We start from the raw sequence: 15,902 nt of genomic DNA, 5'->3' as shown, positions 1-15,902 counted from the left end.
GGCCGAGCCCGTCGGGGCACCGCGTGGACGCCGCGCGAGGGAGGACGGACTGATGTGCCGACACCTGGCGTACCTGGGGCCGGACGTGGCGATCGGCGAGGTCCTGGTGCGTCCGCCGCACTCGCTCTACCGGCAGGCGTGGGCGCCCCGTCGACAGGTGCACGGGACGGTCAACGCCGACGGGTTCGGCGTCGGCTGGTACGCCCCGGGCGACCCGCGGCCCGCGCGCTACCGCCGGGCCGGGCCGATGTGGGCCGACGCCTCGTTCGCGGACCTGGCCCGGGTGGTGCGCACGCGCGCGCTGCTCGGTGCCGTACGGGACGCCACCGAGGCGAGCGCCGACGGGGAGGCGGCCGCGGCACCGTTCGCCGGGGACGACTGGCTGTTCAGCCATAACGGGGCGATCCGCGGCTGGCCGCACTCGCTGTCCCGACTCGCCGCCGGGCTCCCGGCCGGCGAACTGCTCCTGCTGGAGGCGCGCTGCGACTCCGCGCTGGTGTGGGCGCTGCTGCTGCACCGGCTCCGGGACGGCTACCCGGCGCCCGAGGCGCTGGCCGAGACCACCCGGGAGATCGCGGCGGCCGCGCCCGACTCCCGGCTGAACCTGCTGCTCACCGACGGCGAGACCATCGCCGCCACCGCGTGGGGCGACACGCTCTGGTACCGCGCCGAGCCGGGCCGGTCCGTCGTCGTCGCCTCCGAGCCGTACGACGACGATCCGCTCTGGACGGAGGTCCCCGACCACACCCTGCTCAGCGCCACCCGCACCGACGTACTCCGTACCCCGCTCAAGGAGCCCTCCGCGTGAGCCCGTTCAGTCTGACTCGCACCCTCCCGGTCGACACCACGTCCGCCGCGCTGCGCGCCGACGTGGCCGACGGCCTGACCCGCACCTCCAAGCAGCTGCCGCCCAAGTGGTTCTACGACGCGCGCGGCAGCGAGCTGTTCGACCGGATCACCGAGCTCCCCGAGTACTACCCGACGCGGGCGGAGCGGGAGATCCTCATCGAGCGGGCCCCCGACATCGCCGCGACCACCGCCGCCCGCACCCTCATCGAGCTGGGCTCCGGCTCCTCGGAGAAGACCCGCTATCTGCTGCGCGCCCTGCCACAGCTCCACTCGTACGTCCCGGTGGACGTCAGCGACAGCGCCCTGCGGCAGGCGGGCGAGGGGCTGCTGGCCGAGCATCCGACCCTGCATGTGCACGCCCTGGTCGCCGACTTCCAGGAGGGGCTGGAGCTGCCGGACACACCGGGCCCGCGGCTGCTGGCGTTCCTGGGCAGCACCATCGGCAATCTGCTGCCCCCGGAGCGGAACCGTTTCCTCACCGCCGTGGCCGATCTGCTGGAGCCCGGTGACGCGCTGCTCCTCGGCACCGACCTGGTCAAGGACGAGGCGACGCTGGTGGCGGCCTACGACGACGCCCAGGGGGTCACCGCGGAGTTCAACAAGAACGTCCTGGCCGTCCTCAACCGCGAACTGGGCGCCGACTTCGACCCCGCCGACTTCGACCACGTCGCCGTCTGGGACCCCGCGCAGGAGTGGATCGAGATGCGGCTGCGCGCCCGCGCGGCGCTCACCGTCAAGTTCCCCTCGATGGATCTCGCGGTGCACTTCTCCGCCGGGGAGGAGCTGCGCACCGAGGTCTCCGCGAAGTTCCGGCAGGAGAGCGTGCGGACCGAGCTGGCCGCCGCCGGGCTGGCGCTGCGCCAGTGGTGGACGGACCGCGAGGGCCGTTTCGCGCTGTCGCTGGCGGTGCCGGCGTAGGGCGCGGCCCCGGGCAGGCGGCCCGGGACCCGTCACACGGCTCGCCCTCCGGCTCCGCCGCCGGCCTCGACTCAGGCCGGCGGCGGAGCCGTGCTGGCGCGCGGCGCCAGTCGCGGCAGCTCGTCCTGGACGCAGACCGCCGGCCCGCCGTCGAGCAGCGCGATCAGCTGCTCGGCGGCGTGCCGCCCGTAGGTGGCGGTGTCGCGGACCAGGGCGGTGAGCGAGGGGTGGGTGCTGCGGCACAGCACCGAGTCGTCCCAGGCCACGATGGACACGTCGGCGGGGACCGCGAGGCCGAGCTCCGCGGCGACGGCGAGCCCGGCCACGGCCATCACGTCGTTGTCGTAGACGAGGGCGGTGGGTGGCCGGTCCTGCGCCAGCACCCGGCGGGTGGCGGCCGCGCCCTGCGCGTCGGAGTAGTCGGTGGGCACCGAGCAGACGTCGGCGAGCCCGCGGCGCGCGGCCTCCGCGCGCAGCGAGTCGACGCGGTCGCGGGTGTGGGCGAGGTCGGGCAGCCCGGCGATGTGGACGATACGGCGGTGCCCCAGCTCGTGGAGGTGGTCGACGATCGAGGCCATGGCGCCGGTGTCGTCCGCCCAGATGTTGGAGATCGCCGGCCGGTCGGCGAGCGGTGCGGGCAGGGTGCCGATCACCACGGCCGGCAGGCCGAGCGCGGTGAGCAGCTCCGGGCGTGGGTCGGCGGCGCGGGGGTCGACCACCAGCAGCCCGTCCACGCGGTGTTCGGCCCACCAGCGGCGGTAGGTGGCGCACTCGGCGTCGAGGTCCGGCACCACCTGGAAGAGCAGCCCGAGTCGGCGCGGCGAGAGCGCCTCCTGCACGCCGGAGACCAGTTGCAGGAAGAACGACTCCACGCCGAGGGTGGAGGCGGGTCGGGCCAGCACCAGCCCGACCGTGGCCGAGCCCTCACCGGAGAGCGCGCGGGCGGCGGTGCTGGGCTGCCAGCCCAGCTGTTCGGCGACGCGCCGCACCCGGTCGCGGGTGGCCGGTGAGACACCGGGCCGATCGTTCAGGGCGAAGGAGACCGCGCTCTCCGACACGCCGGCGCGGCGCGCGATGTCCTTCATGGTGGGGCGTCGGGCCGGGGTCCGGCGCATCGAGGTCCTCCTGGAGCCGTGCGACACACAGATCAGCATCCCGCGCCCGAGCCGTCCGCCCGGTGGGGAGCGGAGTTCAGCTAAAGCGCTTGAGTACCAACAGACTAAAGCGCATTAGTTCGTTGCGGAAGTCTTGACTCGAACCACCGTACGGGTGCAGCTTCTTGACGCAGCCTCCCGGCCCGACCGAAGGAGATCGCCCGCCATGCCTCTCTCCCGTAGAGCCATCGCCACCACCGTGCCGCTCGCCCTGTCGGCACTGCTGCTGACCGGTTGCGGATCGGGTGACGGCGGGGGTGGAAGCAGCGCGAACGGCCGGATCGAGGGCGAGATCAGCTTCCAGACCTGGAACCTGCGGGCGAACTTCAAGGACTATTTCAACAAGCTGATCGAGGAGTTCGAGGACCGGTACCCGGACGTCGAGGTCACGTGGCTGGACCAGCCGGCCGAGAACTACGCGGAGAAGCTCAGCGCGGACGCCGGTGCGGGTGATCTGCCCGATGTCGTCAACGTCTCCCCCGACCTGGCGTATCCACTGGCCAAGGCCGGTCTGCTGATGAATCTGGACAAGTCCGAGGCGAGCGCCAGGTTCAAGGGCGAGTACACCCCGGAGGCGTGGCGGGGGAATGCGCTTCCCGGCCTGGACGGCACCTATGCCTTCCCCTGGTATCTGAACACCGGCCCGCTCTTCTACAACAAGGCGCTCTTCCGGAAGGCGGGGCTGGATCCGGAGAAGCCCCCGAAGAGCTTCAACGAACTCTTCGCGCACGCCAACGCCATGGCGAAGTCATCGGACGGCAAGGTCGCCACCCTGGCGGGCACCCCCACCGTCGAGGACTTCGGCCGCTACGGCGTCAGGCTGACCGATGCCGACGCGACCGAGTTCACCTACAACGAGCCCAAGGGCGTCGAGCTGCTGACGAAGTACAAGGAGCTGTACGACAACGGCGGGTTGGATTCGCAGGCGCTGACGATGACCCCGGAGAAGGCGGGTCAGCGGTTCCTGGAGCAGAAGGTCGCCATGAATCCGGGCAGCGCCCACGACCTGGAGACCTTCAAGCGGGACGCGCCGAGCCTCTACGAGAACCTGGGCATCACCGACGCGCCCAACAACACCGGCAAGCCCAACATGTACGTGATGGGCCTCGCGGTCAACGAGCAGAGCGAGCACAAGGCGGCGGCCGTCGCCTTCGCGCACTTCATCACCGACAAGGAGAACCAGGAGTCCTTCGCCCACGAGGTCGCGATCTTCCCCAGCACCAGGGGATCGCTGGAGCAGGCGTACTGGTCCAGGGACGACGGCAGCGACGAGAGCCGGGTCCGGGTCGCCGCGGCCCGGATGCTGAAGGGGGCCGTCAACTACACCCCCGTCGTCATGAGCGACGAGATGAAGACCGTGCTCCAGAACGAGGTGGCCAAGGCGCTCCAGGGCAGGAAGTCGCCCCAGGACGCGCTGGACGACGCCGTCGAGCAGAGCAACAAGCTGCTGCGGCAGGGCTGATGGGCCGCCCCGCCACCGCGCCCACCCGACCGGCCGCCGAGGACCCCGCGGAGCGCCCCGCCGCGCCCCGGCCGGGCGACCGGCCGCCGCGCCGCCGAGCCGTACGCACCCACTGGGCCGGCAGCCCCTGGCTGCTCCTGCTGCCCGGCCTGGTGGTCGTGACCGCCTTCAGCCTCTATCCGTTCCTCACCACGGTCTCCACGGCGTTCACCGACAAGCGGACGCTGACCGACGGGGACTGGGTGGGGCTGGAGAACTTCCGCACCATGCTGGACGACGAGCAGTTCTGGGTGGGCCTGCGCAACAGCCTGCTGTACGTGGCCCTGGTCGTGCCCTGCACCGTGCTGCTGCCGCTGCTGCTCGCGCTGCTGGTGCACAAGCAGATCCCCGGCGTCGCGTTCTTCCGGTCCGCCTTCTACACCCCGGTCGTCGCCTCGCTCGTCGTGGTCTCGCTGATCTGGGGCTGGATGCTGGACGACCGGGGGCTGGTCAACGCCATGCTCGAGTTCCTCGGCGCGGGCCCGGTGGAGTTCCTCGGCGACCAGTGGCTGCTGCTGTTCAGCGCGATGGCCCTGACGGTGTGGAAGGGGCTGGGCTACTACATGATCATCTATCTGGCCGCGCTGTCGAACGTGCCGCGCGAGCTGCACGAGGCGGCCGCGGTCGACGGCGCGGGGGCCTTCCGTCGCTTCCTCAGCGTCACCGTGCCGTCCGTGCGCTCCACCATGGTGCTGGTCGGCGCGCTCTCCTCCGTCGCCGCCTTCAAGGTCTTCGCCGAGGTCTACCTGCTGGCCGGGCCGAGCGGCGGACCGGCGGGCGAGGACACCACGCTGGTGATGCTGGTGCACCGGGTGGGCACCGGGCTCAACGGCCGGGTGGGCTACGCCTCCGCGATCTCGCTGGTCGTCTTCGCCATCGCGCTGCTGCTGATGCTGCTGGTGCTGCGCACCGACCGGGACGACCGGGGCGACCCGAACCACCGGAAAGGCCGGTCCGACCGGGGAGGGAGGCACTGATGCGGACCTCCGGCTGGGAGAAGGCGCTGCGCTACGTCCTGCTGCTGCTCGTCCTGGCGATCACCGTCGGGCCGTTCGTGTGGCAGCTGTCCACCTCGCTGAAGGGCGGCACGGAGGACATCTACACCTCGCCGCCGCGCTTCCTCCCCGAGGAGCCGACCCTCGACAACTACCGCAGGGTCGCCGACACCATTCCGGTCTGGGACTACGCGCTGAACTCGCTGAAGGTCGCGCTGGCCAACGTGGTCACCAACTGCGTCGGCGCCGCCATGGCCGGCTACGCGCTGGCCCGGCTGCGCTTCCGCGGCCGCGGGGCCGCCACGCTGGCCTTCGTGATGGCACTGCTGGTCCCCTTGGAGTCCATCATCATCGCCCAGTTCACCACCATGCGGGAGCTGGAGCTCAACAACACCCTCATCGCGGTGGTGCTGCCCGGCGCGGTGAGCGCGCTCAACGTGATGCTGATGCGGAACGCGTTCTCCAACGTGCCGTACGAGCTCGAAGAGGCGGCCGTGATCGACGGCGCCAACGTCTGGCAGCGCTTCACCCGTGTCGCGCTGCCGTCCGTGAAGGGGACCCTCGCGGTCGTCGCCGTCTTCGCCTTCATGGGCGCCTGGGACGACTTCCTGTGGCCCCTGATCGTGCTCTCCGACTCCGACAAGTTCACCCTGACCGTCGGGCTGAACTATCTGCACGGCACCTTCGCCAACAACCCGCGACTGGTCGCGGCCGGCACGATCATCGCGGTCGCCCCGCTCGTCGTGATGTTCGTCTGTCTCCAGCGGTACTTCTTCAAGGGCGTCGACGAGGGCGCCGTCAAGGGCTGAACCACCCCGCCGCCCCGGTCTGGCCCGTTCGGGCCACGCCGGACACCCCACGGCTGAAGGGACTGACTTCCTTGCGCTTCGGCGTCAACTACACCCCCACCCGCGGCTGGTTCCACCACTGGCTGGACTTCGACCTGGACGAGGTGCGCGCGGATCTGGACTCCATCGCCGAGCTCGGCCTGGACCACATCCGGGTCTTCCCGCTGTGGCCGCTCTTCCAGCCCAACCGCACCCTGATCCGGCCGCGCGCCGTCGAACAGCTCGTGGCGCTGGTCGACGCGGCCGCCGAGCGGGGCCTGGACGTCAATGTCGACGGGCTCCAGGGTCATCTGTCCAGCTTCGACTTCGTGCCGTCCTGGACCACCACCTGGCACCGCCGCAACCTGTTCACCGACCCGGAGGTGGTCGACGGCCAGGCGGCGTATCTGCGCACGCTGGCCGCCGCCCTCGCGGACCGGCCCAACTTCATCGGCATGACCGTCGGCAACGAGATCAACCAGTTCTCCGCCGCCCCGCACCCCGACCCGGACCGGGTCGCCGCGGAGCAGGCCGCCGACTGGCTGCGGCGGATGCTGGACGCCTGCGAGAAGGGCGCGCCGGGCCGGCTGCACCTGCACGCCTCGTACGACGCCGCCTGGTACCACGACGGACACCCCTTCACCCCGGCGCACTCGGCCCGGATCGGCGCGGCGACCGCCGTGCACTCCTGGGTCTTCAACGGCACGGCCCAGCGCCACGGACCCCAGGGCGCCGCCACCGAGCTCCACGCCGCCTACCTGATCGAGCTGTCGAAGGCGTGGGCGGACGATCCGCGTCGGCCGGTGTGGCTCCAGGAGGTCGGCGCACCGGCGCCGCACATCCCGCCCGAGCGGGCCGCCGCCTTCACCCTCGCGACCCTGGAGCACGCGCTCGACTGCCCCGACCTGTGGGGCGTGACCTGGTGGTGCTCTCACGACGTGGACCGGGCGCTGGCCGACTTCCCGGAGCTGGAGTACGGCCTGGGCCTGCTGACCAACGACCGCCGTCGCAAGCCCGCCGCCGAGGCGCTCGCCGCCTTCGTCCGGGACCGGCCGCCGCACACGTCCAGGGGGCCGGCGCCGCGCACCACGGCGCTGGTCCTGGACGTAGCCGCCGAGCTCGACGGCGGCGAGCGCGCGGCCGGACCGGACCGCGCGGTGTGCGCCCCCGGCGGCGCCTACTTCGAGGCGTGGATGCGGGCCGCGACGCGCGGCCTGCGGCCGGCGGTGGTGCTGGCCGAGCGGGCGGCGGACGCCGCGCACCTCGCGGCCCGCGGCATCACGGACGTCCTGACGACAGAGCGGATCGGCTGATGTCCCTCTTCCCAAGGAGTCTCAATGACGAAGTCAAGCCGCCTGCGTGACCGGCGGGGCGGAGGTGAAGATCCGTCCGTCACGCAGCAGTGCCCAGAGCACACTCGCTCGTCGGCGGGCCAGCGCGATGACGGCCTGGACGTGCTTGCAGCCCTCGCCACGCTTCTTGAGGTAGAAGTCGCGGTTCGGGCCCTCGCGGATGATGCTGGTCTGCGCGGACATGTAGAAGACCCTGCGCAGGCGGCGGCTGTAGCGCTTAGGCCGGTGGAGGTTGCCGGTGCGGCGTCCGGAGTCGCGAGGGACGGGCACGAGCCCGGCAGCCGAGGCGAGGTGTCCGGCGTCGGCGTAGGCCGACAGGTCGCCGGCCGCGACGACGAACTCGGCGCCGAGTATCGGGCCCATACCGGGCAAGGACTCGATGATCTCTGCCTGCGGGTGGCTGCGGAAGGTCTCGCGGATCTGCTTGTCGATCCGCTTCAGCCGGTTGTCCAGGGCCAGGATCTGCGCGGCCAGGTCCGCGACGATCTGCGCGGCGATGTCCTCGCCGGGCAGTGCGGTCTGCTGGGCCTGGGCTGCTTCCAATGCGGTCACGGCGACCGCGTCGGCGCCGCGCACGCTGCGGTTGGCGAGCCAGGCCGTCAGCCTCGCCCGGCCGCGGCGGCGGATCGCCGCGGGGGCCTGGTAGCCGGTCAGCAGCACCAGCGCGCCCCTGTGCGCCGAGTAGTCGAAAGCCCGCTCCAGCGCGGGGAAGACACCGGTGAGCACGTCGCGCAGGCGGTTGATCATCCGCACACGGTCGGCAACCAGGTCCGATCGGTGGGCGGTCAGCAGCGCCAGGTCGGCGGCCAACTGCGCGGGCACGTCGATCGCGGCGAAGTCGTTGCGGTGCCGTGCGGTCTCGGCGATGACATAGGCGTCACGGGCATCGGTCTTCGCCTCGCCCCGGTAGGCGCCCGACATGCGGTTGACCGTGCGGCCGGGCACGTAGACGGCCCGCTCGCCGTGCGCCGCGAGAAGGGCCAGCAGCAGCGCGGAGGACGTGCCGGAGATGTCCACCGCCCAGTGGACCCGGTCCGCCAGGGCGAGGATCTCACCGAACGCGGTCAGGATCGCCGACTCGTCGTTCTCGACCTTCTTCGACCACAGCGTCGCGCCAGTCTCGTCGACCACCGCCGCCCAGTGGTGGCCCTTGCCGGCATCGACACCGGCCCATACCTGGGCCTTCCGCTCGCTCACTCGCCCCTCCTCGCACCGTTCGGCATGCCATCGGCCCGAGGAACACCCCGCTGTCATCTCCGTAACCAGCGACCGCACACAGCGCGCACATCTCAATCAGCAGCCAGGGTGCCCCGGAGAGCCGGACGGCCACTCCTTGGGAGCCACTGAAGGCAAGACCCCATAAGCCACATCCGGCCCTCCCGGGCCGCCCAATAACTTACGGAGCACACCATGACCGACAGACCCGCACGACCCCGCCCCACCCGCCGCGGTCTGCTGCTGGCCGGCGCCGGCACGGCGGCCGCCGCCGCGCTCCCCGCGGGCGCGGCCGCCGCGGCCCCCGCCGCCGGCCCGGGGGGATCCGGCGCCGCGGCCGACCTCCAGCCGTACGCCGCGTACTGGTTCCCCGACAGCCTTCCGGCCGGCAGCCCCGGCGTCGGGGTGGTGTGGCGCAGCCTGGCGAGGTGGACGCCGGAGGACGACGCGGACCTGCCGTACAACACCGCCACCGTGCCGCTGGCGCGGCGCTTCACCCCGGTGCCGCCGAACCCGACGGCCCGCGCCGGGCAGGCCCGGGTCAGCGCGCTGGCGGCCTTCGCGCCCACCTCGCTCAACCCCTCGCAGGGCGCGACGAAGGCCGACGCTTACGCGCTCACCCACTGGGCCTACATCGACGAACTGGTTTTCTGGGGCGGCTCCTCGGGCGAGGGGTTGATCCTGGCCCCCAACGCGCCCGTCGTGGACGCCGCGCACCGCAACGGCGTACCCGTCCTCGGGAACGTCTTCCTGCCGCCGGCGGCGTACGGCGGACAGCTCCAGTGGACCCGGGACCTGGTGCGGCGCGGTCCGGACGGCGGCTTCCCGATCGCGGACAAGCTGCTCCAGGTGGCGCGGGCGTACGGCTTCGACGGCTGGTTCGTCAACGCCGAGACCGGCGGCGGCGACACCCGACTCGCCACCGACATGCGCGACTTCCTGCTCCACCTGCGGGAGCGGGCCGACGGGCTGCGGGTGACCTGGTACGACTCCATGGTCGAGTCCGGGGCGGTGAGCTGGCAGAACGCGCTCAACTCGCGCAACGACTCCTTCTTCCGGGCCAGCGACTCGATGTTCGTGAACTTCAACTGGACGCGCTCGGGGCTGGCCGCGTCCGGCCGGCTGGCGCGGAGCCTGGGCCGCGACCGGTACGAGCTGTGGGCGGGCGTCGACGTGGAGTCGCGCGGCTGGGACACCCCGGTGGACTGGGACGCGATCGTCCCCGCGAGCGGGTCCCATGTGGTGTCGTACGGCTTCTACCGGCCGGAGTGGACCTGGACCAGCCAGCCGGCGGGCCAGCGCGCACCGGCCGCCTTCCACGCCCGCGACGACCGCTTCTGGACCGGTCCCTCGCTGGACCCGTCCGCGCCCGGCAGCGGCACCGGCTCCTGGCGGGCGCCCGCGCTGTCGGTCGCCGACCGCTCGACCGTCACCGCGCTGCCGTTCGCCACCAGCTTCAACACCGGCCACGGGCTGGGGTGGTACGAGGCGGGCGAGGCGCTCTCCACGACCGAGTGGAACCACCTGGGGCTCCAGGACCGGCTGCCGGGGCGGCGCTGGGTGGTGCGCACCTCCGGGGCCCGGCCGGCCGTCGGCTTCGACTTCGCCGACGCCTGGCGGGGCGGCTCCAGCCTGCTGGTCTCCGGCGCGCTGGACGCCCCCGCGACGGTGGAGCTGTACTCCGTGCGGCTGCCGCTGGCGGCGGAGACGGTGGTGGAGCTGGCGCACCGCGCGGACTCCGGTTCGGCCGCGGTCCGGGTGGAGCTGGCGGTGGCCCTGGAGGAGCCGGGGGCGCCCGGCCGGCCGTACCGCTTCGCGTACCTCCCGGCGGGCACGCTGCCGGCCGGCGGCGGGGGCTGGACCACCGTCACGCTGCGCCCCGGCAAGCGGCTCGCCGGTCGGCGCGCGGGCACCGTGCACGCCCTGGGGGTGCGCCTCACCGCGCCCGACGGCGGCTCGGTGCGCTGGCGGCTGGGGGGCCTGGCGGTGTGGAACGCCGCACCGGCCGTCCCCGCGCGGCCGGGTGTGCCGAAGGTGGCGGCGGGGCAGCAGAACTCCGATGGAACGGCGGCGCTCCGGCTGGTCTGGGACCGGTCGTCCGGCGTCGTCCGCCACTACGAACTGCACCAGGTGCTGCCCGGGGGCGGTCGCCGGTTCCTCGGTGGGACCTGCGGCACCGCGTTCTACGTCCCCGCGTTGCGCCGGGTGGACGGCGAGGCGGCGACCCGCATCGAGGTGCGGGCCGTCGACGAGCTGTTCGCCTCCTCCGCCCCGTCCGCCGTCTCGTACGACTGGTGACCGTCACCGCGGTGGCCACCCCCTGATCACCGAGCCGTAAGGAGCGCCCGACCTCATGCACAGCGACCGTGCCGTCACCGAAGCCCGCCTCAAGCGCGTCCTGGAGGAGCGCATCCGCCCGGCCGTGTACCCGGAGTCCGTGCCGCTGACGGTCGGGGTCTGGAACGCGCCCGGGGAGCCGGTGCCCGTCGCCGAGGGCCTGGCGGCCCCGCGCACGCCGATCGAGGTCGGCGCGCAGTGGGGGCCGCCGTGGGGCACCAGTTGGTTCACGGTCAACGGCACCGTGCCACAGGCGTGGGCCGGGCGCACCGTGGAGGCGCTGCTGGACCTGGGGTTCGACGAGAACATGCCGGGCTTCCAGTGCGAGGGGCTGGTCTACCGTCCGGACGGCTCGCCGGTGAAGGGGCTCAACCCGCGCAACCAGTGGGTGCGGGTGGCGGCGCCGGCGGTCGGCGGCGAGGCGGTGGAGCTGCACATCGAGGCGGCGTCCAATCCGGTGATCCTGGACTACCACCCGTTCCTCCCCACCGAGCTGGGCGACCGGGAGACCGCGGGCAGCGCCCCGCGGTACCGGCTGGCCCGGATGGACCTGGCGGTCTTCGACCAGACGGTCTGGGAGCTGGTGCAGGACCTGGAGGTGCTGGGCGAGCTGATGGCGGAGCTGTCGGAGGACTCGCCGCGCCGCTGGGAGATCCTGCGCGCCGTCGAGCGGGCGCTGGACGCGGTCGACCTCCAGGACGTGTGCGGTACGGCGGGGAGCGCCCGCGGGCGGCTCGCGGGTGTCCTCGCCGCACCCGCGCACGCGTCCGCGCACCGGATCAGCGCGGTCGGGCACGCGCACATCGACTCGGCGTGGCTGTGGCCGCTGCGGGAGACGGTCCGCAAGGTGGCGCGCACCACCGCCAACATGACGGCGCTGCTGGAGGACGAGCCGGAGTTCGTCTACGCCATGTCGCAGGCGCAGCAGTTCGCCTGGATCAAGGAGCACCGGCCGGAGGTGTACGCGCGGGTGAAGAAGGCGGTCGCGGACGGCCGGTTCGTGCCCGTGGGCGGCATGTGGGTGGAGTCGGACACCAACATGCCGGGCTCGGAGGCGCTGGCCCGGCAGTTCGTGCACGGCAAGCGGTTCTTCCTGGAGGAGTTCGGGATCGAGACGGAGGAGGTGTGGCTGCCGGACACCTTCGGCTACTCGGCCGCGCTGCCGCAGCTGGTGAGGCAGGCGGGCGCCAAGTGGTTCCTGACCCAGAAGATCTCCTGGAGCCAGACCAACAAGTTCCCCCACCACACCTTCTGGTGGGAGGGCCTGGACGGCACCCGCGTCTTCACCCACTTCCCACCGATCGACACCTACAACGCCCAGCTGTCGGGCAAGGAGGTGGCGCACGCGGTGCGCAACTTCCAGGAGAAGGGCGCGGCGACGCGCTCGCTGGCGCCCACCGGCTGGGGCGACGGCGGGGGCGGCACCACCCGGGAGATGCTGGCGCGCGCCCGGCGGCTGGCGGACCTGGAGGGTTCGGCGCGGGTGGCCTTCGAGAAGCCGTCGGCGTTCTTCGAGAGGGCGCACGCGGAGTATCCGCACGCCCCGGTGTGGGTGGGCGAGCTGTATCTGGAGCTGCACCGGGCGACGCTCACCAGCCAGGCGAAGACCAAGCAGGGCAACCGGCGCAGTGAGCACCTGCTGCGGGAGGCCGAGCTGTGGGCGGCGACCGCGGCGGTGCGGGCCGGGTTCCGCTATCCGTACGAGGAGCTGGACCGACTGTGGAAGACGGTGCTGCTGCTCCAGTTCCACGACATCCTGCCGGGCTCCTCGATCGCCTGGGTGCACCGCGAGGCGGAGGAACGGTACGTGGCGGTCGCCGAGGAACTGACGGGGATCATCGGGGCGGCACAGTCCGCGCTGGCCGGTGACGCCGAGGCGGGTACGACGGTCGTCTTCAACGCGGCTCCGCACGCGCGCGGCGGCGTGCCGGGCGGCGGCGCGGCCCCGGTGGAGCCGGGCACCCGGGCGGCCCCGGTGTCGGCGGCGCCCCGCGAGGGGCTCGGCTTCGTGTTGGAGAACGGGCTGCTGCGGGTGGAGATCGACGCGCGCGGGCTGATCGTGTCGGTGTACGACCTGGCGGCGGAGCGGGAGACCCTGGCGCCGGGCGCGGCCGCCAACCTGCTCCAGCTGCATCCCGACTTCCCGAACATGTGGGACGCCTGGGACGTCGACCACTTCTACCGCAACACCGTCACCGATCTGACGGATCTCGAGTCGCTGGAGCTGCTGGAGGACGGCGTGGTGCGCCTGGTGCGCTCCTTCGGCTCCTCGCGGGTCGAGCAGCGGATCGCGCTGCCGGCGGGCGAGCGGCGGGTGGACATCGACACCGAGGTGGACTGGCACGAGACGGAGAAGTTCCTCAAGGCCGCCTTCCCGCTGGATCTGCACGCCGACCGCGTCGCGGCCGAGACCCAGTTCGGCCACCTGTACCGGCCCACGCACACCAACACCAGTTGGGACGCGGCGAAGTTCGAGGCGTGCGCGCACCGCTTCGTCCACCTGGAGGAGCCCGGCTGGGGCGTGGCGCTGGTCAACGACTCCACCTACGGCTACGACGTGACCCGCACGGTCCGCGAGGCCGACACCGGCACCACCACGACGGTGCGGCTGTCGCTGCTGCGCGCGCCGCGCTTCCCCGACCCGCGCACCGACCAGGGCGCGCACCGCTTCCGCTACGCGCTGGCACCGGGGGCGACCGTCGGCGACGCGGTGCGCGAGGGCTACCGCATCAACCTGCCCGAGCGTCGGGTGCCGGGCGACGCCGTGGTGGAGCCGCTGGTGGCGGTGGGCGATGACGCGGTGGTGCTCAGCGCGGTCAAGCTCGCGGACGACGGCAGCGGCGATGTGGTGGTGCGGCTGTACGAGTCGCGCGGCGGACGCGTCCGCACCCGGCTGTCCGCCGGCTTCCCCCTCGCCTCGGCCTCGGTCTGCGATCTGCTGGAGCGCCCCACCGGCCCGGCCGACCACGACGCGGAGTCCGTCCGGCTCGAGCTGCGGCCGCACCAGATCGTCACCCTGCGCTTGACCAGGTGACGACTCAACTCGCCTGTCTGGTAACGGAGATGAGCCGAACGAGGGTTTCGCGGACACAAACATCCATATGACGCAGGTCACATAGGGGCGGGAGCGTCGCAGCATATGCCGATGCGCTCCCGCCCTGCGCCGCATCGCCTCCCCGAGTCCCCCTGTAGGGGTTGTAGGGCTCAAATCGGCCGCCCTACGCTGTGCCTCCGGCGCGGTTGGCGAGTTTTGAGGGCATCACATGGGGACGCTCACGCACCCCTGCCCCCGGTCGAGAGGATGCGGTTCATGCCTGCACGCGGACGTCACCGCCGATACCGTCCCAATCGGGTCTCCCGGGCGTCATTGAGCGTCACCGCGAGCGGCGCCGGGTTGGCCATCCCGCTGGTCGGCGCGACCGGCGCGCACGCCGCCTCCGTCGACACCTGGAACAAGGTGGCCGCCTGCGAGTCCACCAACAACTGGCATATCAACACGGGCAACGGCTTCTACGGCGGGCTGCAGTTCACCCAGTCCACCTGGGAGGCGTACGGCGGCACGGCCTACGCCGCCCGTGCCGACCTGGCCAGCAAGGACCAGCAGATCGCGGTGGCCGAGCGGGTCCTGGACGGCCAGGGCCCGGGGGCATGGCCGGTCTGCTCCCAGCGGGCTGGGCTGACCCGGGACGGCGCGGCACCACGGCGCACACCGGAGGCCGAGCCCAAGGCGGCGTCGGGCGCGAAGCCGTCCACCGAGAAGACCTCCGCCACGGCCCGTACGTCCCAGAAGAAGCCCGGGGCGACACCGAAGAGCGAGCCGACCAGCCTGCCGGGGCGCTCCGGCGGCAAGGCCGGGGCGTATGTGGTCGTCGGCGGCGACTCGCTGTCCGGGATCGCCGAGGCGCAGGACGTCGACGGCGGCTGGCAGACGCTCTACACCGTCAACCGCGAGGTCGTCGGCGACGACCCCGACCTGATCCACCCCGGCCAGCGGCTCTCCCTCAAGGAGGGCGCCCCGGCGAAGAAGTCCCCGGGCGGCGGGGGCTCCCAGAGCGGGAAGCGCGGGAAGGACGACAAGGCCGGGAAGCAGGCCGGGGACCGGGCCGACCGGGGCCAGCAGCGGTCCCGCGAGTCCCGGCAGTCCGCGAAGTCCGGCTTCACGGCCCCGGTCGGCGGCACCGGCCCGAGCACCGCCTATCGCGTCCAGGGTTCCAGCTGGGCGAGTGGCTACCACACGGGCGTCGACTTCCCGGTGCCGATCGGCACGTCGGTGAAGGCCATCGCCGCCGGCGAGGTCGTGTCGGCCGGCTGGGCGGACGCCTACGGCTACCAGGTGGTGATCCGCCATCCCGACGGAAAGTACAGCCAGTACGCACACCTCTCTCAGCTGTCGGTGCGGGCCGGGAAACCGGTCAACGCCGGTCAGCAGATCGGCCGGTCGGGTTCGACGGGCAACACCACCGGCCCCCATCTGCACTTCGAGGTGCGCACCGGCCCCGACTACGGCTCCGATATCAACCCGCTGGGCTACCTGCGCGCCCACGGCGTCAGCATCTGAGCCGGCCGGCGGCAGCGGCCCCCATCGCCGGGCGCGGTATGGCCGGCGATGGGGCCACCAGGCACGTGCGCCGCGAGGCACCTGAATGCGAGCACCTGCGCCGCGAGGTACGTGCGCCACGAGGCGCCTGCGCTGCGAGGCACCTGCGCCACGAGGCACCTGTCCCGCGTCCCCGCGGCGGTGGGGAGACGTCGGC

General features: G+C 72.6%; 10 protein-coding genes and 1 pseudogene. 9 read left to right on the top strand and 2 right to left on the bottom strand.

Features of this window, described 5'->3' with window-relative positions:
• The first annotated feature begins 52 nt into the window (after window positions 1–52).
• Together egtC and egtD are read left to right on the top strand one after the other, a co-directional pair.
• The gene (egtC, locus tag LRS74_RS31685; RefSeq protein WP_277744231.1) at window positions 53–808 is read left to right on the top strand and encodes an ergothioneine biosynthesis protein EgtC; all 756 of its coding nucleotides are present in this window, start codon (window positions 53–55) and stop codon (window positions 806–808) included.
• Entirely contained in the window at window positions 805–1,767 is a 963-nt protein-coding gene (gene egtD / locus LRS74_RS31680) for an L-histidine N(alpha)-methyltransferase (RefSeq protein WP_277744230.1), read from the top strand. The genes egtC and egtD overlap by 4 nt, the downstream gene beginning before the upstream one ends.
• Before the next feature lie 71 nt (window positions 1,768–1,838).
• Here the strand turns inward: egtD and LRS74_RS31675 are convergent, their stop codons facing one another.
• A complete protein-coding gene (locus tag LRS74_RS31675) occupies window positions 1,839–2,882 on the bottom strand; it encodes a LacI family DNA-binding transcriptional regulator (protein WP_277744229.1) in 1,044 nt (347 codons plus the stop codon).
• A 205-nt stretch (window positions 2,883–3,087) separates the two neighbouring features.
• On the opposite strand from LRS74_RS31675, the gene LRS74_RS31670 reads away from it, so the two are divergent.
• The 4 genes and pseudogenes from LRS74_RS31670 to LRS74_RS31655 all read left to right on the top strand — a co-directional run bounded on the left by LRS74_RS31670 (window position 3,088) and on the right by LRS74_RS31655 (window position 7,557).
• Window positions 3,088–4,383 carry a sugar ABC transporter substrate-binding protein gene (locus LRS74_RS31670; protein WP_277744228.1) on the top strand — a complete coding sequence of 432 codons (1,296 nt, stop codon included), beginning with the start codon at window positions 3,088–3,090 and terminating at the stop codon, window positions 4,381–4,383.
• Window positions 4,383–5,399 carry a sugar ABC transporter permease gene (locus LRS74_RS31665; RefSeq protein ID WP_277744227.1) on the top strand — a complete coding sequence of 339 codons (1,017 nt, stop codon included), beginning with the start codon at window positions 4,383–4,385 and terminating at the stop codon, window positions 5,397–5,399. Before LRS74_RS31670 ends, LRS74_RS31665 begins: the two co-directional genes overlap by 1 nt.
• 14 nt (window positions 5,400–5,413) lie before the next feature.
• Window positions 5,414–6,226: pseudogene (locus LRS74_RS31660) on the top strand (carbohydrate ABC transporter permease); the annotation flags it as partial.
• A 62-nt stretch (window positions 6,227–6,288) separates the two neighbouring features.
• Complete coding sequence (locus LRS74_RS31655; protein ID WP_277745020.1) at window positions 6,289–7,557, top strand: glycosyl hydrolase; 1,269 nt, start codon at window positions 6,289–6,291, stop codon at window positions 7,555–7,557.
• 33 nt (window positions 7,558–7,590) lie between these two features.
• On the opposite strand, the gene LRS74_RS31650 is transcribed toward LRS74_RS31655, so the two are convergent.
• A complete protein-coding gene (locus LRS74_RS31650) occupies window positions 7,591–8,793 on the bottom strand; it encodes an IS110 family transposase (RefSeq protein WP_277743477.1) in 1,203 nt (400 codons plus the stop codon).
• A gap of 213 nt (window positions 8,794–9,006) precedes the next feature.
• On the opposite strand from LRS74_RS31650, the gene LRS74_RS31645 reads away from it, so the two are divergent.
• The 3 genes from LRS74_RS31645 to LRS74_RS31635 all read left to right on the top strand — a co-directional run bounded on the left by LRS74_RS31645 (window position 9,007) and on the right by LRS74_RS31635 (window position 15,706).
• Window positions 9,007–11,109, top strand: a complete 2,103-nt coding sequence (locus LRS74_RS31645) for an endo-beta-N-acetylglucosaminidase (protein WP_277744225.1) — start codon at window positions 9,007–9,009, stop codon at window positions 11,107–11,109.
• Window positions 11,110–11,164: 55 nt separating this feature from the next.
• Complete coding sequence (locus LRS74_RS31640; protein ID WP_277744224.1) at window positions 11,165–14,182, top strand: glycoside hydrolase family 38 C-terminal domain-containing protein; 3,018 nt, start codon at window positions 11,165–11,167, stop codon at window positions 14,180–14,182.
• A 276-nt stretch (window positions 14,183–14,458) separates the two neighbouring features.
• Window positions 14,459–15,706, top strand: a complete 1,248-nt coding sequence (locus LRS74_RS31635) for a transglycosylase family protein (RefSeq protein ID WP_277744223.1) — start codon at window positions 14,459–14,461, stop codon at window positions 15,704–15,706.
• The last annotated feature ends 196 nt before the right edge of the window (window positions 15,707–15,902 follow it).

Origin of the sequence: Streptomyces sp. LX-29 (assembly GCF_029541745.1) — a bacterium.
Lineage (GTDB): Bacteria > Actinomycetota > Actinomycetes > Streptomycetales > Streptomycetaceae > Streptomyces.
The sequence above is the reverse complement of the archived record's forward strand: the minus strand, read 5'-3'. Positions and strand labels throughout refer to the sequence as shown.

What these genes read in the sequence shown, in the direction of transcription:
- egtC (WP_277744231.1), top strand. Translation starts at nt 53, where the DNA reads ATGTGCCGACACCTGGCGTACCTGGGGCCGGACGTGGCGATCGGCGAG.
- LRS74_RS31640 (WP_277744224.1), top strand. Translation starts at nt 11,165, where the DNA reads ATGCACAGCGACCGTGCCGTCACCGAAGCCCGCCTCAAGCGCGTCCTG.
- LRS74_RS31675 (WP_277744229.1), bottom strand. Translation starts at nt 2,882, where the DNA reads ATGCGCCGGACCCCGGCCCGACGCCCCACCATGAAGGACATCGCGCGC.
- LRS74_RS31670 (WP_277744228.1), top strand. Translation starts at nt 3,088, where the DNA reads ATGCCTCTCTCCCGTAGAGCCATCGCCACCACCGTGCCGCTCGCCCTG.
- LRS74_RS31635 (WP_277744223.1), top strand. Translation starts at nt 14,459, where the DNA reads ATGCCTGCACGCGGACGTCACCGCCGATACCGTCCCAATCGGGTCTCC.
- LRS74_RS31665 (WP_277744227.1), top strand. Translation starts at nt 4,383, where the DNA reads ATGGGCCGCCCCGCCACCGCGCCCACCCGACCGGCCGCCGAGGACCCC.
- LRS74_RS31645 (WP_277744225.1), top strand. Translation starts at nt 9,007, where the DNA reads ATGACCGACAGACCCGCACGACCCCGCCCCACCCGCCGCGGTCTGCTG.